The following is a 19,680-nucleotide window of genomic DNA, read 5'->3' on the forward strand; positions in this document are numbered from 1 at the left end:
ACAAAAGTCGGCCATGACAGGGCCTGCGGAACGCCTAGGCTGGAGATCGGGAGGAATTGAGCATGATGACACGCGCAGCCTTGGCACTGGGCCTTGCCCTGACGCTCGCGGCGGGGCCGGGCCTTGCCACGTCGGTGGATGGCGAGGCGACCTATGATCTTCTCTTTCGCGACGGCACGCTCGACCCGGTCAGCCGCGATCATGCGCTGGTCTATCGGCGCGAGGTTACGAATACGCTCAACCCCGATGCGGCGGCGCGCGACAGCGGCGAAATCGGTCTGCGGATCGAGCAGGCCGAGGACATGGAGATGGTCCGCCTGGACTTCCGCCGCGACGGCAAGCATCGCGGCATGGGCTCGTTTCCGGCGAGCGTCGGAAATCCGATGATCATGGTGTTCTACGAATCGGTTGTCCGTGACATGGCGGAAACGGCGGGCGGCAGCCCGTTCTACATCCGCAACCGGGTCAAGGACGCGCTGGTACAGCCCTCGGAGGTGGAGCCGGGCACGGCCATGGTCAACGGCGAAGAAGTGGCCACGAGAACGATCCGCATGCGGCCTTTCGAGGGCGATCCGAATGTCGACCGGATGCGCGGCTTTGGCGCGCTGGAACTGAGCGTGACCATGTCCGAGGCGGTGCCCGGCTGGTATCTGTCGCTGGTGGCCGAGGCCCCGGCCCCCGATGGCACGGGGCTTATGTATCGCTCCAGCCTGCAATTCGACGCAGAGGAGGCGCTGCAATGATCCGGGGATTGGGCTTGGCGTCGGTCTTGGCTTGGGCCGTAACCGTGGCCGGTGGCATGGCGGCGGCGCAGGACGTGGCCGAGCGGTTCAACGACTACCCGACCGAGGCGCGCGCCGATTACGTCTTTGCCTGCATGGCGACCAACGGCCAGAACCGCGAGACGCTGCGCCGCTGTTCGTGTTCCATCGACGAAATCGCGGCGATCCTGCCCTATGAGAAATATCTCGAGGCAGAGACCGTGCTGTCGATGCGCCGCGTCGGCGGCGAACGCATGTCCTATTTCCAGAGCGCAGCACCGTCTAAGGCTATGGTCGCCGATCTGCGCCGGGCGCAGGCAGAGGCCGAAATCGTCTGCTTCTGACCGGCAGGTGGCGGTGCTCAGTCGCGCGTCTTGGCCTTGATCGAGGCGAATTTCTGCAACAGGTGATCGCGCATGAGCTTTGAGCAGCGCTCCGCATCGCGGGCCTGAAGCGCCTCGGCAATGGCCTCATGTTCCTCGACCGCCGCACGCCAGCGATCGGGGGTGAGATTCGCCTGATAGCGCGCGCGTTGCACCCTGAAGGCCAGCAGTTCATGCGACCGCATGAGCGTGTCGTTGCCTGCGGCCGCGAGGATCGCGTTGTGGATGGCCTGATTGATTCTGAAATAGGTAGGGCGGTCAGACTGCTCGAACGACCGGCGCAAGTCTTGCGTCAGGCGCACGATCTCTTGCAGCGTGCTGTCTTCCGCCTGTTCCGCTGCCAGTTCACCCGCCAGCCCTTCGAGCGCGGCCAGAACGCGAAACACCTCGTCCAGTTCGGCTTCGCTCTGGCGGGTGATGACCGCGCCGCGATGCGGGATGAGATTCAAGAGCCCTTCAGAGGCCAGCACCTTGAGCGCCTCGCGCAGTGGCGTTCGGGAGACGCCGAACTGCTCGGTCAGCACCTTTTCGTTGATCTTCTCGCCTGGCTGCAACTGGCCTTCGAGGATCATCTGCCGCAGACGGTTGGTGATCTCGACGGCAAGCGCGGTGCGGCCGATCGGATCGGGTTTGAGGGCGGTCATCGGGGCCTCTTGGCTTTGGTCATCCATAGTTGCGGCCTTCCCTTACAGCATTTTCCGACGCCCTGTCGAAGATTTCCGCGATATGCATCGCGCGGCGGTTGGTGCCATCGGCGATCTGGTGACGACAAGAGGTGCCGTTGGCGATCAGAAGATCATCGGGGGCGGCGGCGCGCACGGCGGGCAGCAGGGACAATTCGCCCATCTTCTGCGAGACATCGATGGTTTCCGCCTGATAGCCGAATGCTCCCGCCATACCGCAGCAACTGCTCTCGATGGTTTGTGGGTCGAGACCTGGGATGAGCGCCAGCGCCTGGCCCATATCTCCCATCACGCCCGCTGCCTTCTGATGGCAATGGCCGTGCACATGGGCGGTGGTCCCCAGACGGCCAAGCGGTAACTTGAGCTTTTCGGCGCGGGACTCGCGGGCGATGAACTCCTCGAAGAGAAAGGCGTTTTCCGATAGCAGGCGCGCGTCGTCGCCGGGCAAGAGCGTGAGGAACTCGTCCCTCAGAGTCAGCAGGCACGAGGGTTCCAGACCCACCACCGGCACGCCCGCGCGGATATGCGGGATGAGCGCATCAAGCGTGCGCCGCGCCTCGTCTCGGGCCTTGTCGATCATGCCCGCCGCCAGATAGGTGCGGCCACAGCAGAGCGGGCGACCGGGGGTATTTGCGGTGATCACCTCGTATCCCGCACGCGACAGCACGCGCAGCGCGGCGCGGGGGATCTCCGGCTCCATCCAGCGGTTGAACGTGTCGGTGAAGAGAATGACCTTGCCCGCCTTGGTCGAGGCGCGGGCGCGCTTTACCTCGGCATCGCGAAAATAATCACCCCGAAATCTCGGCAGGGACCGCGCGCGCGCCAGCCCGGTGATTCGCTCGCCCAAGGCGGCCAGAAACGGCACGCGGTTGCGCAGGGTGATGAGACCGCGCAGCGCCACGGCAATACGCGCGTAGCGCGGCATCTCGGCGATCAGCCGGGCGCGCAGACCGAACCCCAGTTTCTGGCCGCGCTGATAGAGCACCTCGGTCTTCATCTTGGCCATGTCGACGCCGGTGGGGCATTCGCGCTTGCAGGCCTTGCAGCCGACACAAAGCTTCATCGTCTCGGCCATCTCATCCGAGAACAGCGCGTCCTTGCCCAGACGACCCGAGAGCGCGAGGCGCAGCGTGTTGGCGCGGCCTCGCGTCACGTCGCGCTCTTCGCGGGTCACGCGATAACTCGGGCACATCGCCCCACCCGCCAGCTTGCGGCAGGCCCCGTTGTTGTTGCACATCTCGACCGCGCCCTGAAATCCACCGCCCTTGCCGGGCCAGGCAGACCAGTCATGCCCGGTCTTGAGATCGGCGAAATCATAGCCCGGCGGATAGCGCATCAGGCTGCGGTCATCCATCTTCGGCGCATGCACGATCTTGCCGGGGTTGAGGCGGGTGTCGGGATCGAAGGCGGCCTTGACCTCTTCGAACGCGCTCAGGATGCGTTGCCCGAACATCGCCCCGTGAAACTCCGAGCGCACGATACCGTCACCATGTTCGCCGGAATGCGAGCCTTTATACTCGCGCACCATCTCAAACGCGGCCTCGGCAATCTCGCGCATCTTGCGCACGTCCTGCTCAAGCTTGAGGTTGAGCACCGGGCGCACATGCAGGCAGCCTTCCGAGGCGTGGGCATACCACGTGCCGGTGGTGCCGTGCTGGTGAAAGACCTCGGTCAGCCGGTCGGTGTAATCCGCCAAATGGTCGAGCGGCACGGCGCAATCCTCGACGAAAGACACCGGCTTGCCCTCGTCCTTCATCGACATCATGATGTTGAGCCCCGCCTTGCGCAGCTCTCCGATCTCGGCGGCAAGGGCCATGTCCCAGACCTCGACCACGCCGCCCTCATGGGCACCCCCCTTGCCGAACCCATAGCCAAGATCGGAAATGGTATCGGACAGGCGCGCCATGTTCTCTTCGTTCTCGGGCGGGCTGTCGGCGAATTCCACCAATAGCATCGCCGCCGGCTGCCCGCGCACGAATTGCTCCAGCGTTCTCCCATAAAGCGGGATCGCGCGGGCGAGGTCGATCATGGTGCTGTCCACCAGTTCGACCGAGGTCGGGCCAAGCGCCACCAGCGATTTCGCGGCCTCCATCGCGGCGCGGAAGGTGGGGAAATGGCAGACCCCCAGGACACGGGTTTTCGAGGGCAGGGGGGAGAGCTTGATCTCGATGGCGGTGGAGGTGGCGAGCGTGCCTTCCGACCCGATCAGCAGATGGGCGAGGTTGATGGGCCGGTCGCCCGGCACCAGCGCGTCGATATTGTAGCCGCCAACGCGGCGCTGAACCTGCGGGAAGCGCGCAGCGATCTCCTCGGCCTCGCGCGCGCCGAGGTCAAGCATCTGCCGAAGCAGGGATTCGGGCACGCGATTGCCCGATCCGGGGCCGAAATCGAACGGCGTGCCATCGGCGAGATAGCCCTCGATTCGGGCGACATTATCCCGCGTCGTCCCGTAGCGCAGCGAGCGGGATCCGCAAGAATTGTTGCCCACCATGCCGCCGATGGTGGCGCGCGACGCGGTTGAGACATCGACCGGGAACCAGAGCCCGTGTTGTTTGAGTGCACGGTTGAGGTCATCCAGCACGATCCCCGGCTCGACCACGGCACGCCGCCCCTCGACATCCAACTCAAGGATGCGATTGAGGTGCTTGGAGCAATCGACGATCAGCCCGGAATTCACCGTCTGCCCACATTGCGAGGTGCCGCCGCCGCGCATCGTGAGCGGGATTTCAGCGCTACGGGCAGCCTCAATAGCGGCGGAAATATCCTCGGGCGCGCGGGGCACGATCACGCCCGCAGGCATGATCTGATAGATCGAGGCATCGGTCGCATAACGCCCGCGTGAAAAGGCGTCAAAGCGGGTCTCGCCCCGTACCTCGCGGCTGAGGCGGTCTTGAATGGCGCTGTCCAGCATGGTCCCCCGATCCGGTGGTGGTTTGAGATAATGTCTTGACAGAATATTGAATTCAGAATTCAATTCAACAAAATTCACCTGCATCCGAGTCTTTGCTACTCGGCCCCTAGCGGGCGCAGGTGCCGTCATTTTGGGGAGGAACGACATGCCTGCTGGCCGCCATTTTCTGCAAATTCCGGGGCCGTCGAACGTGCCTGACCGCATCCTGCGGGCGATGGATTATCCGACGATGGATCACCGTGGCCCGGCCTTTGCCGATGTCGGGCGCAAGGCGCTGGAAGGTATGAAGAGCATTTTCAAGACCGAGGGCCGCGTGGTGATCTACCCGTCCTCTGGCACCGGCGCGTGGGAGGCCGCAATGGTCAACACGCTGTCGCCCGGCGACACGGTGCTGATGTACGAGACCGGGCATTTCGCCATGCTTTGGAAGAAACTGGCCGAAAAGCTGGGCCTCAACCCCGTATTCATCGAGGGCGACTGGCGCGGCGGGGCCGATGCGGCGGCCATCGAGGAGCATCTGCGCGGCGACAAAGGCCAAGACATCAAGGCGGTTTGCGTCGTTCATAACGAGACCTCGACCGGCTCTGTCACCGATGTCGCCGCCGTGCGCCGCGCCATCGACGCGGCGGGCCATTCGGCGCTCTTGATGGTTGATACGATTTCCTCGCTCGCCTCGGTCGATTACCGGCATGACGAGTGGGGTGTCGATGTGACGGTTTCCGGCTCGCAAAAGGGGCTGATGCTGCCGCCGGGCCTGTCGTTCAATGCTGTCAGCGACAAGGCGATGACTGCGTCCGAGAGCGCGGGGCTCATCCGCTCCTACTGGAGCTGGTCCGAGATGGCAGGACCGAACGACACCGGCTATTTCCCCTACACGCCCGCGACCAATCTGCTTTACGGTCTCAACGAGGCGATCGAAATGCTGCACGAGGAAGGGCTGGAAAATGTCTTTGCCCGGCATCGGCGGCATGGTGCTGCGGCGCGCGCGGCGGTAGAGGCCTGGGGGCTGGAGGTGCTGTGCAACACACCCTCCGACCGCTCGCCGGTACTGACGGCGGTGATGGTGCCCGAGGGGCATTCGGCCGACAATTTCCGCGCTGTCACCTTGCGCAATTACGACATGTCGCTTGGCAACGGCCTCTCGAAGGTCGCCGACCGGGTTTTCCGGATCGGACACCTGGGCGATTTCAACGATCTGATGCTGATCGGCACGCTGGCCGGTGTGGAGATGGGCCTGCGCGATGCAGGCGTGCCCTACCGCGCGGGCGGCGTGCAGGCCGCGATGGAGGTGCTGGGCGAGACCGCCCTGGCCAATCGCGCCGCCGCCTGACGGCGGATGTTCCGCGCGGGAGGAGGAGCCTGCGCGGAACGCACCCGAGACATTCGGGCAACGCAAAGACCACCGTGCGGAAGGAGCCGTGCGGGACACTGAAACCAAGGGAGGAAAGATAATGAAAAAGACACTGATTGCAGCCGTTGTGGCCTCGTTCGCCGCAGTGCCCGCCACGGCGGCGGACACGACGTTGAAATTCGGCCATGTCGGCGCGCCCGGCTCGCTCTTCGAGGCGACGGTGAACCATTACGCCGCGTGCGTGGGTGACAAATCCGGCGGCTCGGTCGAGGTGCAGACCTTCGGGTCGTCGCAGCTTGGCAAGGACAAGGAGCTGTTGCAGAAGCTCAAGCTGGGGCAGGTCGATTTTGCGCTGCCCTCTTCGGTGATGTCCTCGGTCGATAGCGTGTTCGGCATTTTCGAGATGCCCTATATCATCAAGGATCGCGACCATATGCGCCGCGTGCAGGACGCGATGATGGATACGTTCCAGGGTGCGGCCAACGACAATGGCTATCACATCGTGGGCCTGGCCGAGAACGGTTTTCGCAACATCACCAACAACATCCGCCCGATCAACACGCCCGAGGACCTGCAAGGCGTCAAGCTGCGCACGCCCAACGGCGAATGGCGCGTGAAGATGTTCAAGCAGTATGGTGCCAACCCGACGCCGATGGCGTTCTCGGACGTGTTCACCGCCCTGCAGACCGGCGTGATCGACGGGCAGGAGAACCCCTACGCGCAGATTGCCTCGGCCAAGTTCCAGGAGGTACAGAAGTATCTCTCGATCACCGGGCATGTCTACACGCCCGCCTATATCCTCGCCTCTGAAAAGCATTTCGGCAAGCATTCCCCCGAGGTGCAGGCGATGCTGAGCGACTGCGCGGCGGAAACGCAGACCTTCACCTATGAGAAGGCGGCGGAGCTTGAGACCGAATTGCTCGGCGTGATCAAGGACGCTGGCGTCGAGGTGAACGAGGCCGACAAGGACGCCTTCATCTCCGCCTCCAAGCCGATCTACGAGGCCTTTGCCGCCGAGGTCGATGGCGGGCAGGAGATGATCGACAAGGTGCTAGCGCTCGGCAACGCAAGCTGAGTGCCTTTTCCGGTGGCCCTGAACAGGGCCGCCGGATGACCCCTGATACACAAATGACGGCCCGATCCCGGCGCGCCTGCGTGCCGGGAGGGGTTGATGCAGCGCAAGACAGGCCCGAATGAACGCTCTTCTTCACCGAACGAACCGGATCGCAAGCCGCCTGCTGGAGTGGATCACGGTTCTGCTGATGATCGCATTGACGGTCATCGTTATCGTCGCCGTGCTTGCGCGCCTGATGGGGCACAGCTTTTCCTGGTATGACGAGGTGGCGGCGATCATGCTCGCCTGGATCACCTATTACGGCTCGGCCCTCGCCGCGCTGCACCGGCGGCATATCGGGTTCGACTCGGTGCTGCTGGCGATACCACCACGGGCGCGCATGATTGCCGTTCTGGTGGGCGAGGCGCTGGTGCTTATCTTTTTCGTGCTGATGGCACGAGCGGGCTTTCAGGTGCTTGAAGTTCTGGAGGGCGACAGCCTGACCTCGCTGCCCTGGGTGCCGGTGCAACTGACCCAATCGGTTATTCCCATCGGGGCAATTCTTTTCATTATCTGCCAATTGCTGAGCCTGCCGCATTACTGGGCCAAGACCGCGCAAGGCATATCGCTCGAACATGCCGAGATCGAGGAAGAGGTCGAAACCGAAATGGAAAAGAACAAGGAGCGCGGCTGATGCTGATGCTGGCGATTTTCATAGGCCTCGTGGCGATGATCTGCATCAACGTGCCGATCGCGATCGGGCTGGCCCTTGCAGGCGTCATGGGCCTTCTGGCGACAGAAGGGGCCGACAGCCTCGTGACAATCGCGCTCGACATGTATGACGGCTCGACCAAGTTCTCGCTGATCGCGATCCCGATGTTCGTTCTTGCGGGCGCGATCATGAACGCGGGCGGCATCACCGACCGGCTGATCAATTTTGTCTCGGCGATCATCGGCTTCGTGCGCGGTGGCCTCGCCATGGTCAATATCGGCGTGTCATTGTTCTTTGCCGAAATCTCAGGCTCTGCCGTGGCGGATGTGGCGGCCATGGGCTCGATCCTCATTCCGCAGATGAAGAAACGCGGCTATTCCAAGGAGCTTTCGGCCGCCGTCACATCCTCCTCGGCGTCTCTGGCGATCATCATTCCGCCGTCGATCCCGATGATCCTTTATGCCGCCTCGGCCAATACATCCGTGGAGCAGCTCTTCGTCGCCGGTGTGGTCCCGGGCCTTCTGGGGGCGTTCGGGCTGATGATGGTCGCCTATATCTTTGCACGTCGTTACAACCTGCCCACCGAAGAGGCGTTCAACATCCCGCGCCTGCGCGAGACCTTCATGGAGGCGCTGCCGGCCTTTACTCTGCCGGTGATCATTCTTGGCGGCATCTTCGGCGGTTTCGTCACCGCGACCGAGGCGGCGGGCCTCGCCGTGATCGCGGCCATCGTGGTGTCGGTCTGGTATCGGCAGATCGACATCGCGCATCTGCGCCGCGCCATGCTGGATGGCGGCATGCAGACCGCCGTCGTGATGCTGCTGGTCGCGGCCTCGGTGCTGATGGGCGGGTTCCTGACCCGTGCGCAGATCCCGCAGCAACTGGCGCAAGGCATTCTCAACATCACCGATCAGCAATGGATGATCCTGCTGATCCTCAACTTCTTCTTCCTCGTGATCGGGTTCTTCCTGCACTCCGCAGCGGCAATCATCCTGGTGGTGCCGATCGTCATTCCGCTGATCACGGCGGCAGGCATCGACCCGGTGCATTTCGGGCTGGTGGTGACGCTGAACCTTGCCATCGGGCAGCAGACGCCGCCCGTGGCCTCGGTGCTGATCACCTCCTGCGCGGTTGCACGGGCCAATATCTGGGAAGTGTCCAAGGTCAACGTCTGGTTCGTGCTGGTGCTATTGGCCGTGCTGATGCTGTGCACCTATGTGCCGTCGGTGCCGCTGTTCCTCGTCGAATACTTTTACCGCTAAGGGGCTATCATGAGCGAGATCACGACGAAGGTCCGGGGCCACACGCTCTGGATCACCTTCAACCGCCCGCAGGCGCGTAATGCGCTGACATTCGAGATGTATGAGGGGCTGGCAACCCTATGCCGCGAGGTGCCGACCGATGGCAGCATCCGCGCGGTGGTCATTCACGGCGCGGGAGGTAAGGCGTTCGCGGCGGGCACTGACATGACGCAGTTTCGCGCTTTCGACAAGGCGCAGGATGCGCTTGATTACGAGGCCCGGATCGAAGGCGTACTGGAGGCGGTGGAGCGGTGCCCGCTGCCCACGGTCGCCGCCATAAACGGGGCCTGCACCGGGGGCGGGGCCGCGATTGCCGGGGCCTGCGATATCCGCATCGCGACTGCCAATCTCAAATTCGGCTTTCCCATCGCGCGCACCCTTGGCAATTGCTTGGCTGCGGCCAACCTGGCGCGGCTGTCCTCATTGATGGGCGCAGGGCGGGTGCGCGAGATGATCTTTACCGCCCGCCTGATCGGTGCAGACGAGGCGCAGGGCTGTGGTCTCGTCACCGAGGTTTTGGACGACGAAGATGCCTTGATGGCCCGTGCCGGAGAACTGGCCGACACGCTTGCGCAGATGGCCCCCCTGACCCTGCGCGCCACGAAAGAGGCGATGCGCCGGGTGAGCGCCGCCACTCGGGTCGACGACGCCGACCTGATCGAGATGTGCTACATGAGCCGGGATTTCCGCCACGGGCTGGAGGCGTTTCTGGCCAAGGAGAAACCCGAATGGAGCGGGACATGACGAATGACGGCCCCCTTGCGGGGATGAAGGTGATCGAACTGGCCCATATCATGGCCGGGCCGGTCTGTGGTCTCATGCTGGCCGATATGGGCGCCGATGTGATCAAGGTCGAAAAGCCCGATGGCGATGACAGCCGCCGCTTCGTTCCGCCCGCGATCGAGGGTGAATCCGCCGCCTACATGATGATGAACCGCAACAAGCGGGGCGTGGCGCTGAACCTCAAGGAGCCGCAGGGCGTCGAGGCCCTGCACCGCCTGCTGGAAGAGGCCGATGTGGTGATCGAGAATTACCGCATGGGCACGATGGAACGGCTGGGGCTGGGATATGAGGACCTGCGCGCGATCAATCCGCGGCTGATCTATTGCGAAATCTCCGGCTTTGGCCGCACCGGCCCCTATGCGCAGCGCGGCGGCTTCGATCTGATCGCGCAGGGCATGTCGGGGCTGATGTCGATCACCGGCGAGGGGCCGGGGCGCCCCCCGGTCAAGACCGGCGCACCGGTCTCGGACATCACGGCGGGTATCGTGGCGGCGATGGGGGTTTCTGCCGCCTATGCGCGGATGTTGCAGACGGGCGAGGGGCAAAAGGTCGATACCTCGCTGTTCGAGGCAGCGATCACCCAGACCTACTGGCAATCGGCGATTGCCTTCGCCACCGGCGTCGCCCCCGGCCCGATGGGCTCGGCGCATCCGCTCAATGGCCCCTATCAGGCCTTTGAGACGGCGGATGGCTGGATCAACGTGGGCGCCGCCAATCAGCGCAACTGGCTGCGCTTTCTCGATGTGATCGGTGCGCCGGAGTTGAACGACGACGCGCGCTTTGCCTCCAACCACGACCGGATGCAGCATCTGGGAGAGCTGGAGGAGATCCTCAACGGCTATCTGCGGGGCGAGACCTCTGCTGTCTGGCTGGAGCGGATGGAGCAGGCGGGACTGCCCGCCGGGCCGGTGCTGGATATTCTCGAAATGCAGGCCGACCCGCAGGCGCGGGCCCGCGAAATGATCACCGAAGTGGACCACCCGACAGCCGGCCGCGTCAAGACCCTGGGCCATCCCGTCAAATTCAGCGAGACGCCCGCCAGCCTGCGCCGTGCCGCCCCCGTTCTGGGGCAGCACAGCCGCGAGGTGTTGCAGGAGGCGGGCTATGACGCGCAAGAGATTGAGGCGATGGTCGCCTCGGGTGCGGTGATCGCGGCATGAATGATCCCTTGGTGGCGCAGCTTCTGGCGGCGCGAAAGGGAGGGCTTAAGCTGCCCGCCACAGCGGGCAAGGATCTGACGCGCGCGCGCGTTTTCGCCGTGCAGGAGGCGGTTGCGGCGCGGCTTGGTCCCGTGGGGGGCTTCAAGGTGGCCTGCCCGCCGGATGCTCCCATCGTGATCGCGCCGATCATGGCGTGCGACATTCACACGACTTCTGCCGAGATCTCCGTTCCGATGGGCGAAGAGGTGGGGATCGAACTCGAATACGCTTTTCGCCTGATCGCAGCCCCGCCGGACCCGGACGCGCCCGATTTCGAAGCACGATTGCGCGCAGCGGTGGAGTTGTTGCCCGCGTTCGAGTTGGTTCAGAGCCGTCTCGCCGATCCAAAGGGTGCGGGAGCGGCGCTCAAGATGCTGGATAACCAACTCAATGGTGCGGTGGTTCTGGGCGAGGCGCGTCGCGACTGGCAGGGCCTTGACGTAACACGCGCCGAGGCGCGGCTGGTGCTGGGAGGTGAGACCTTGCTTGATGGTGTGGCGCGCGTGCCTGGCGGTGATGCCTTTGCCACGCTCTGCGCGCTGGCCCGCGCGCTCGGCGATCATTGCGGCGGGTTGCAGGTGGGGCAGGTGGTGATTACCGGCTCGCTGAACGGCTTGCCGTGGATCACCCCGCCCGCGACAGCGCAGGGCCGTATCGCGGGTCTGGGCGACGTGGCGCTGACGCTCACGACCGCCTGAGCGCTCTACCTGCGCTGAAACGCGATCATCACCAGCGCCAGCAGGCTTGAGCCGACCATGAGCAGCAGCGACACCGCGTTGAGCAGTGGGGTAGAGCCTTCCTTGAGCCGGTCGAACATGGCGATGGTCAGCGGCGCGTCAGAGCCCACCAGCATCAGCGTGGTGTTGAAATTCTCGGAGCTCATCAGGAAGGCGACGACAAAGGCCCCGATTAGCGCGGGCATCAGGTAGGGGATGGTGATCGTGCGCACCGCCGTCAGGTGACCCGCCCCGAGGTTGAGCGCAGCCTCTTCCAGCGTGTGATCGAATTTCTGCAAGCGCGCGGCGATGACCAGCGTGGCGATGGTGGTGATGAAGGAAAATTGCCCGAGGATGACCAGCACGAGGCCGGGGCGCAGCGCCATGATGTCCCATTCCATCGCGTCCCATGCCGCATTCGCCACGGTCGAGGAAAAGACCAGGATCGAGATGCCCAGGACGATCCCCGGAATGACAAGCGGCGTCAGCATCAGCACGTAGAGCAGTCCGCGGCCGCGGAACTCGTAGCGGTTGAAGAGAAAGGCGTTGGTGGTGCCCACGGCGACCGAGAGCCCCGAGACGCAGAACCCGACGAAGGCCGAGGTGCCGATGGCGCGCAGGATCGGGCGTTCGTGAAAGACGCCGATCTTGGGCTGCTCCTCGCCGAAGAACCAGTCCCATGTGAACCCTTCCCAAGGCAGCGAGGGAAACTGGCTGTCGTTGAAGGCAAAGACTGCGACCACCGTGAGCGGCAGCGCGAGATAGGTGAAGAAGAGCACCACATAGGCGGTGTAGGTCACCCTGATCAGACGGCTCTGGGGGATGGTGGGTATCATGACGCGCCTCTCATCCCATGGTCTTTTCAAGGGTCTGGCCGGTCAGGCGCAGCGTGCCCCAGACGATCACCGATGACAGGATCAGCAACATGAAGCCGAAGGCCGCGCCCAGCTCCCAGTTGAAACGCACGATGAATTGCGAATAGATCAGCTCGGTGAACCACAGGCTGTCCTTGCCGCCCAGCATGATCGGGGTGAGGTAATTGCCCAAGGACAGCATGAAGACGACGATGGAGCCCGAAACGATGCCGGGCATGGCATGGGGAATGACGATCTCGCGCAGGATCGACGGGCCCGAGCCACCCAGATCATAGCCCGCCTCGATCACCGCGTCGTCAAGGCTGTCGAGCGTGGTGATCAGCGGCACCACCATGAACAGCATCGAGGTATAGACCAGCCCGACCATGATCGCGGCGTCGTTATAGAGCATTTCGACCGGCGCATCGGCCAGCCCCGCCCATTGCAGCACCGACGAGAACAGACCGGTTTCGCGCAGCAGGATCATCCAGCCAAAGGTGCGTACCAGCTCCGACACCCAGAACGGCACGAGGCATAGCAGAAAGAGCGCCGAGCGCACCCGCCCGCGCGCCATCTTGGCGATGTAATAGGCGACCGGAAAGCCGATCAGCAGGGTTAGCGCGGTGGCCATGACCGACATCACGGCGGTGCGCGCGAAGGTCATCAGGTACAGCGGTTCCTCGATGAAGCTGCGGTAATTGGCGAGGCTGGTGGCGTATTCGCCCACGCCCACCCGCTCGCGCAGCGAGACGAGGAACATGTCGATATGCGGGATTATGATCAGCAGGCCCAGCCACAGCAGGAGCGGTGTCACCAGCAGGAGAAAGCCGAGCCTCTGCGCCGCCTGCATCAGACCGACCCCGCCGCGAAGCAATTGCCCTGATCGCTGGACCAGCCGACATGCACGTCTGAGCCACGCTCCAGATGGGCGAACTCGCCGGATTGCGGCAGAGCCACTTCAATGTCCTCGCCGCCCTCGATGGGACGCATCAGGATGCGGCTGGCCGCGCCGTTGAAGAGCAGGCTGGTCACGGTGCCCGAGAGCCGATTGTCGAAATGCGCCACATCCTCGGGGCTGTGGCCAAGGCGAATCGCCTCAGGTCGCACATAGATATCCGCCGTGGTCCCGTCGGACAGGGCGCGCCCGTGGCGGCTGCCCAAAAGTGCCAGCCCGCTGTCGCTGCGCAGGCGCAGGACGTCGCTCTGCACGCTCTCGACCCGGCCACGCCAGCGGTTGCTGTCCCCGACAAAGCCCGCGACAAAGGCGGTTTCGGGCCGGTAATAGAGATCGCGCGCGGCACCCATCTGCTCGAACCGCCCGGCATTCATCACCGCGACGGTGTCGGACATCACCAGTGCCTCGCTCTGGTCATGGGTGATGTAGACAAAGGTGGTGTCGAAGGCCGCCTGCAATGCCTTCAGCTCGATCTTCATATGTTCCCGCAGCTTGAGGTCGAGCGCGCCGAGCGGTTCATCAAGGAGCAGCACATCGGGTTCCAGCACCATGCAGCGGGCGATGGCCACGCGTTGTTTCTGGCCGCCAGAGAGTTCATCCACCTTGCGTGTGCCGATATCGGGCAGGCCGATCCGTTCGAGCACTTCGCCTACCTTGCGGGTGATCTCGGGCTTGGGCAGACCCTTGCGGCGCAGTCCGTAACCGATGTTGTCGGCGATATTCATCATCGGAAAAAGCGCCAGATGCTGGAACACCATGTTCACCGGGCGTTTGTTGGGGGCCACATCGAGCACCGAGCGGCCCTTGATCCGGATGTCGCCATCGGAAGGTGCGAGAAACCCCGCGATCATCCGCATGATCGTCGTCTTGCCGCAGCCCGACGGCCCGAGGATGGAAAAGAATGAGCCCGGCGGCACCTCGAAGCTGACATCGTCGACGGCGGTCGTGTCGCCGAACCGCTTGGTGAGATGGGTGCAAGCAAGATCGGGCTGCGTCATATTGGGGGTCCTTCAATGCAAGAGGCCCCCGCCATTGCGGCGGAAGCCTCGGAGATATCGCGCAGCTTCAGTTTGCGGCTTTGACGCGGTCGAGCACACCGCCCTCGATCACCTCAAGCCCTGCGGGCACCGGCGGATACCACTTGATGTTGTCCACCGCTTCGGGTGGAAAGCTGGCCTGATACTTGGCCTTGAGCGCGTCGGAGGCGTAATCGTCCGCGCCCTGCGAGGCGGTAAAGTTGCCCGCCGAAGCGGTGATCATCGCGGACACCTCGGGCTGCATCACGAAGTTGATCCAGTCATAGGCGGCGTCATCGGCGCGGCCCTTGGCGGGCAGAACGAACGTGTCGATCCAGCCAAGCGCACCCGAGGCAGGGGCGACGAAGGTGATGTCGGCATTATCCTCGTTCAGCTTCCAGCCGCCGGTATCCCAGGCCATCGCTGCCACGATCTCGCCCGAGCGCATCAGGTTCATCAGCTCGTCGCCGCCGCCCCAATAGGCTTTGACATTTGGCTTGCACTCGACAAGCTTGGCCTCGACCTTTTCCATGATCTCGGTATAGGCGGCCTCGTCGCCATAGGCGGCGAACGGGTCCATCCCCATGGCGAAGGCAAAGCCGATCAGCGTTGGCCGCTTGAGGCGGTAGGAGACGTCACCGGCCACGGCATCAGAGCACAGGTCGGTGTAATCCTTGACCATGTCCGCCTTGGAGGTGTCGAGCACGAGGCCCGATGTGCCCCAGACATGCGGCACGCCGTAGACCTCGCCACCGACGGTGGTGTTGGCCTTGGTCGCCTTGAGCATCGACGGAATGAAGAGCGATTCGTCGATCTTGGAGATGTCCATCGGCTTGTAGATGCCGAACTCGGCCTGCGGTCCGGCGATGCGGTCCTGGCTGGGCTGGGCGAGGTCGAAGCCGCCGCCGCCGGTGGCGCGCAGCTTGGCGATCATTTCCTCGTTGTTGGAGAGCGTCACCTCGACGGTGTGGCCGGTCTCTTCCTCGAATTTGGCGATGACGTCCTCGGGGGCGTAGCCGCCCCATGTCAGCAGCCGCAGCGTATCCGCAGCGGCGGGATGTGCGAAGGCCAGCGTTCCGGTCAGGACGGCGGCCAGGGTCATATGCGTAGATGTGAGTTTCATGTGTTTTCCCTGTCTTGAACAACGTGATCGGAATTGTTCGTTTCTGAGTGTTAGCGCAGGTTCGGTGACGTTTCCATGAAAACCGTTCTTGCCTGCGCCGGCTGTGATCCGCGCCCGTGATGTCCTTTCCCGGGGCCGCGCGGTGGCCCCGTTCAGGGTTTGCGAAAGAGCCGTGTCATCTCGAACAGGCTGTCGAGCCGCTCGAACCGGTCGCGCGCCTCGGGCCAGCGTTCCTCTTGGGTGGCGGCGATGAGCGCCTCGGTGAGCGAGAGCGTGGCGATGTTGGAATCCCATGCTGACGGAATTTCCCCCCAGCAATGAAAGGTCGCCTCGGCCAATCCCGCGACGGGGCTGGCCCATTGGTCGGTGATCAGGATCACCCGCACGCCGCGCGCCGAGGCAATCTCGGCCAGGCGCAGCAGGTTTTCCTCGTAACGCCGGATGTCGAAGATCAGCAGCGTGTCGCCCTCGACCATGTCGAGCACGTAATGCGGCCATGTGGCGGGCGAGGAGGTGAGATGCGTCACCCGTTCGCGGATCGCCTGGAAATGGGTGAAGGCATATTCCGCGAGCGACCGCGTGATACGCCCGCCGACGATATAGAGCCCGTTTTCACTGGCCAGAAGGCGCGCGGCGGCGTCGAATTGCGCGGTGTCGATATTGGCAAAGGTCTGCGCAAGGTTCTGCGTCACTGCCCCGGCAAATCGGTTGAGCATGTGCGATTCGGGGGCTTCGGCGGTCCAGACCGCGCGGCGCTCGGTCGGGCCCGAGACCTTGGCCTGCAATTCCTGCAACAGCGCCTGATGGAACTGCGGATAGCCCTTGAACCCCAGTTTCTGCACCATGCGCGCCACCACCGGGGCCGACACGCCCGCCCCCTCGGCGACGGTGGTGATCGAGGCGAGGCCCGCATTGGGGTAGTTTTCCATCAGGGTGTTGGCGAACTTGCGCTCGGATTGCGTCAGATCCTGATACTGACTGCGGATCAGTTGGCGCACCGTTGGCGTGGCCGATGTTATCGGTCTCGCTGGCTCGATTGGCGGATCGTCGGTCATGGGCGGGCCTTTCGCGGCGACAATCTGTGCAATGGGGACGGATCGAGGCAGGTCAACGGAAATCTTCTCCGGATGGTTCTGGAAAAATATTGACGAAAAAGTTCTCTCATGGAAAGCTTTTTCCAGCGACGGGGGAAACATGCTCGCAAAATGTGCCGAGGCTTATGAAATCATCAACGCGGACGGGCTCGGTCCGGCCGTGATCGTCTGCGAACATGCCTCGAATCACATCCCCGCCGACTATGACGGCCTCGGTCTGGACCCGTGGGCGCGCGACAGTCATGCAGCCTGGGACCCGGGAGGGGAGGATGTGGCACGGCGTCTGTCGGAGGCTCTGGAGGCACCGATGATCGCCGGGCGCATCTCGCGGCTGGTCTATGATTGCAACCGCCCGCCCGAAGCCCCGAGTGCGATGCCAGAGCAGACCGAGACGATCGCGGTGCCCGGCAATGTCGGGCTGGATGAGGCGGCGCGCGCGGCACGCGCGGCGCGGGTCTATGCGCCCTTCACGCGCGCCACATCCGACCTGATCGCGCGGCGGGGCAGGGCGGGCACGCCCTTTGCGCTGATTACCATGCACAGTTTCACACCGGTCTGGATGGGTCAGTCTCGTGCCGTGGAGATCGGCATCCTGCATGACAGCGATGCGCGGCTTGCCGATGCGATGCTGGCGCAGGAGGTGCCGGGGCGGCAGGTCGAGCGTAACGCACCCTACGGCCCTGCCGATGGCGTGACGCATTCGTTGCGCCTGCACGGGATTGCCAACAACCTGCCCAACGTGATGCTGGAGATCCGCAATGACCTGATTGCAATGCCCGCACAGCAGGACCGCATCGCCGCCGAATTGCTGCGCGTTTTGCGCCCGGCGCTCGCGCGGCTCAAGCTGATGGAGGCCCATGATGCGTAGCGCGATGCGAGGCTATATCCGCGCGATTGACCGGATGAACCGCTTTATCGGGCGTATCGCCATGTATCTGGTCTTTGTGCTGATGGGCGTGCTGCTCTGGTCGTCCCTGTCCAAGGCAACGTCGACCCCGTCGCTCTGGACGTTGGAGACTGCGCAGTTCGTGATGGTCGCCTATTACGTTCTGGGCGGGCCCTATTCGATTCAACTGGGCTCGAACGTGCGAATGGATCTGTTCTATGGCGACTGGTCGCCGCGCACCAAGGCGATGGTGGACGGGTTCACCGTGTTCTTTCTGCTGTTCTACCTCGTCGTTCTGTTCATGGGCGCGGTCAGTTCCACCGCCTATGCGCTTGGCTATTTCGGGACGGAGCCGTTTCACTTTTTCGGGGATTTGTTCCTGACCCTTATCACCGAGGGGCCGAGCGCCGCGCAGGAGAAACTCGGGTTTCTGGAACGCAGTTCGACCGCATGGCGTCCGCCGCTCTGGCCGATCAAGATCGTGCTCTGCCTCGGTATCTTCTTGATGATCCTCCAGGCGCTGGCGGAGTTCTTCCGCGATATCGAATACCTGCGCGAGGGAGACGCCGATGTCGCATGAGATGATTGCCCTCGTCATGTTCGCGGGCATGATGCTGATGCTGATGACCGGGCAGCGGGTGTTCGGGGCCATCGGTTTCATCGGCGCGCTTGCCGGCGTTTTGCTCTGGGGGACGGGTGGCGTTGAAATCCCGTTCTCGGCGGCGATGAAGCTGATGAAATGGTATCCGCTGCTGACCCTGCCGATGTTCATCTTCATGGGTTACGTTCTCAGCGAGAGCCGCATCGCCGACGACCTTTACAAGATGTTCCATGTCTGGATGGGGCCGGTGCGGGGCGGGCTGGCGATCGGCACAATCGGCCTGATGGTGCTGATTTCGGCGATGAACGGGCTGAGCGTCGCGGGCATGGCCATCGGGGCCACCATCGCGCTGCCGGAACTGCTGCGCCGGGGGTATGACAAGATCATGGTGACAGGGGTGGTGCAGGCGGGCTCGTCGCTTGGCATCCTCGTGCCGCCGTCGGTTGTGCTGGTGCTCTACGCGATGATTGCGCGGCAGCCGGTGGGGCAATTGTGGCTGGCGGGGGTGCTGCCCGGCCTGCTGATGGCCTCGCTCTTTATCCTCTATATCTATATCCGCTGCCGCATTCAGCCGCATCTCGGCCCGGTGCTGCCCGAAGAAGAGCGCAACGTGTCGCTGTCCGAAAAGCTGCGCCTGCTGCGTGCGGGACTGTTGCCGCTGGTGATCTTCGCGGTGATGATGGTGCCCTTCGTCAAGGGCTGGACGAGCCTTGTGGAAAGCTCTGCCATCGGCGCACTTGCCGCCTTCCTCGCCGCCGTGCTCAAGGGACGGATGACGCGCACGGTGTTCGAGACGACGGTGCGCAACACGCTGGCGATTTCGTGCATGTTCATGTGGATCATCCTGGCGGCACTCGGCTTTGGCGCGATCTTTGACGGGCTGGGGGCGGTGAACGCCATCGAGGGACTGTTTACCGACACGCTCAATCTCAGCCCGTGGATGATTCTCATCCTGATGCAGCTCAGTTTCATCATCATGGGCACGTTTCTGGACGACACCGCGATGCTGGTGATCGTCGCGCCGCTCTACGTGCCGCTGGTGGGGGCGCTCGGCTTCGATCTGATATGGTATGGTGTGCTTTATACGATCACCACGCAGATTGCCTATATGACACCGCCCTTCGGCTATAACCTCTTTCTGATGCGCGCCATGGCCCCGCCCGAGATCGGGCTGCGCGACATCTACCGCTCCATCGTGCCATTCGTGGGCGTGATGGTGGTGGCGCTGTCGCTGGTGATGATCTTTCCGCAGATCGCGCTGTGGCTGCCCGAATACGTGTACGGAAAATAACCCCAA

The 19,680-nt window shown here is 63.5% G+C and carries 19 protein-coding genes; 12 read left to right on the forward strand and 7 right to left on the reverse strand.

The window, feature by feature from the left end; all coding sequences use genetic code 11:
• The first annotated feature begins 62 nt into the window (after positions 1 to 62).
• Positions 63 to 743, forward strand: coding sequence for a hypothetical protein (locus RID11_RS05680; protein ID WP_350136446.1), 681 nt, complete (start codon positions 63 to 65; stop codon positions 741 to 743).
• A gap of 56 nt (positions 744 to 799) precedes the next feature.
• Positions 800 to 1,105, forward strand: coding sequence for a hypothetical protein (locus RID11_RS05685; protein WP_350137740.1), 306 nt, complete (start codon positions 800 to 802; stop codon positions 1,103 to 1,105).
• A 17-nt stretch (positions 1,106 to 1,122) separates the two neighbouring features.
• Here RID11_RS05685 and RID11_RS05690 read toward each other — a convergent pair whose 3' ends face one another.
• Entirely contained in the window at positions 1,123 to 1,815 is a 693-nt protein-coding gene (locus RID11_RS05690) for a GntR family transcriptional regulator (RefSeq protein ID WP_350136447.1), read from the reverse strand.
• Positions 1,808 to 4,738: an FAD-binding and (Fe-S)-binding domain-containing protein gene (locus RID11_RS05695; protein WP_350136448.1), complete on the reverse strand. Its 2,931-nt coding sequence runs from the start codon at positions 4,736 to 4,738 to the stop codon at positions 1,808 to 1,810. Before RID11_RS05695 ends, RID11_RS05690 begins: the two co-directional genes overlap by 8 nt.
• A 145-nt stretch (positions 4,739 to 4,883) precedes the next feature.
• On the opposite strand from RID11_RS05695, the gene RID11_RS05700 reads away from it, so the two are divergent.
• The 7 genes from RID11_RS05700 to RID11_RS05730 all read left to right on the forward strand — a co-directional run bounded on the left by RID11_RS05700 (position 4,884) and on the right by RID11_RS05730 (position 11,836).
• A complete protein-coding gene (locus RID11_RS05700; RefSeq protein ID WP_350136449.1) occupies positions 4,884 to 6,068 on the forward strand; it encodes a pyridoxal-phosphate-dependent aminotransferase family protein in 1,185 nt (394 codons plus the stop codon).
• A 121-nt stretch (positions 6,069 to 6,189) separates the two neighbouring features.
• The gene (locus tag RID11_RS05705; protein ID WP_350136450.1) at positions 6,190 to 7,164 is read left to right on the forward strand and encodes a TRAP transporter substrate-binding protein; all 975 of its coding nucleotides are present in this window, start codon (positions 6,190 to 6,192) and stop codon (positions 7,162 to 7,164) included.
• Positions 7,165 to 7,282: 118 nt separating this feature from the next.
• On the forward strand, positions 7,283 to 7,837 hold the full coding sequence (locus RID11_RS05710) for a TRAP transporter small permease (protein ID WP_350136451.1): 555 nt from the start codon (positions 7,283 to 7,285) through the stop codon (positions 7,835 to 7,837).
• Complete coding sequence (locus RID11_RS05715; protein WP_350136452.1) at positions 7,837 to 9,117, forward strand: TRAP transporter large permease; 1,281 nt, start codon at positions 7,837 to 7,839, stop codon at positions 9,115 to 9,117. Before RID11_RS05710 ends, RID11_RS05715 begins: the two co-directional genes overlap by 1 nt.
• A 9-nt stretch (positions 9,118 to 9,126) precedes the next feature.
• Positions 9,127 to 9,900, forward strand: a complete 774-nt coding sequence (locus tag RID11_RS05720; protein ID WP_350136453.1) for an enoyl-CoA hydratase — start codon at positions 9,127 to 9,129, stop codon at positions 9,898 to 9,900.
• A complete protein-coding gene (locus tag RID11_RS05725; protein WP_350136454.1) occupies positions 9,897 to 11,099 on the forward strand; it encodes a CaiB/BaiF CoA transferase family protein in 1,203 nt (400 codons plus the stop codon). Before RID11_RS05720 ends, RID11_RS05725 begins: the two co-directional genes overlap by 4 nt.
• Positions 11,096 to 11,836, forward strand: a complete 741-nt coding sequence (locus RID11_RS05730; RefSeq protein ID WP_350136455.1) for a 2-keto-4-pentenoate hydratase — start codon at positions 11,096 to 11,098, stop codon at positions 11,834 to 11,836. The genes RID11_RS05725 and RID11_RS05730 overlap by 4 nt, the downstream gene beginning before the upstream one ends.
• A 5-nt stretch (positions 11,837 to 11,841) precedes the next feature.
• On the opposite strand, the gene RID11_RS05735 is transcribed toward RID11_RS05730, so the two are convergent.
• The 5 genes from RID11_RS05735 to RID11_RS05755 all read right to left on the reverse strand — a co-directional run bounded on the left by RID11_RS05735 (position 11,842) and on the right by RID11_RS05755 (position 16,857).
• Positions 11,842 to 12,690 carry an ABC transporter permease gene (locus RID11_RS05735; protein WP_350136456.1) on the reverse strand — a complete coding sequence of 283 codons (849 nt, stop codon included), beginning with the start codon at positions 12,688 to 12,690 and terminating at the stop codon, positions 11,842 to 11,844.
• A 10-nt stretch (positions 12,691 to 12,700) separates the two neighbouring features.
• Positions 12,701 to 13,558, reverse strand: coding sequence for an ABC transporter permease (locus RID11_RS05740; RefSeq protein WP_350136457.1), 858 nt, complete (start codon positions 13,556 to 13,558; stop codon positions 12,701 to 12,703).
• Entirely contained in the window at positions 13,558 to 14,661 is a 1,104-nt protein-coding gene (locus RID11_RS05745) for an ABC transporter ATP-binding protein (RefSeq protein WP_350136458.1), read from the reverse strand. Before RID11_RS05745 ends, RID11_RS05740 begins: the two co-directional genes overlap by 1 nt.
• Before the next feature lie 67 nt (positions 14,662 to 14,728).
• On the reverse strand, positions 14,729 to 15,781 hold the full coding sequence (locus tag RID11_RS05750) for an extracellular solute-binding protein (RefSeq protein ID WP_350137743.1): 1,053 nt from the start codon (positions 15,779 to 15,781) through the stop codon (positions 14,729 to 14,731).
• 173 nt (positions 15,782 to 15,954) lie between these two features.
• Complete coding sequence (locus tag RID11_RS05755; RefSeq protein ID WP_350136459.1) at positions 15,955 to 16,857, reverse strand: MurR/RpiR family transcriptional regulator; 903 nt, start codon at positions 16,855 to 16,857, stop codon at positions 15,955 to 15,957.
• 139 nt (positions 16,858 to 16,996) lie between these two features.
• Between RID11_RS05755 and RID11_RS05760 the strand changes: the two genes are divergently transcribed.
• The 3 genes from RID11_RS05760 to RID11_RS05770 are packed head-to-tail and all read left to right on the forward strand — an operon-like array spanning position 16,997 to position 19,674.
• A complete protein-coding gene (locus tag RID11_RS05760; protein WP_350136460.1) occupies positions 16,997 to 17,764 on the forward strand; it encodes an N-formylglutamate amidohydrolase in 768 nt (255 codons plus the stop codon).
• Positions 17,757 to 18,362, forward strand: a complete 606-nt coding sequence (locus tag RID11_RS05765; protein WP_350136461.1) for a TRAP transporter small permease subunit — start codon at positions 17,757 to 17,759, stop codon at positions 18,360 to 18,362. The genes RID11_RS05760 and RID11_RS05765 overlap by 8 nt, the downstream gene beginning before the upstream one ends.
• Positions 18,352 to 19,674, forward strand: a complete 1,323-nt coding sequence (locus RID11_RS05770) for a TRAP transporter large permease (protein ID WP_350136462.1) — start codon at positions 18,352 to 18,354, stop codon at positions 19,672 to 19,674. Before RID11_RS05765 ends, RID11_RS05770 begins: the two co-directional genes overlap by 11 nt.
• Positions 19,675 to 19,680: the final 6 nt, after the last annotated feature.

Source organism: Roseovarius sp., from assembly GCF_040219995.1.
In the GTDB taxonomy this organism is placed as follows: Bacteria; Pseudomonadota; Alphaproteobacteria; order Rhodobacterales; family Rhodobacteraceae; genus Roseovarius.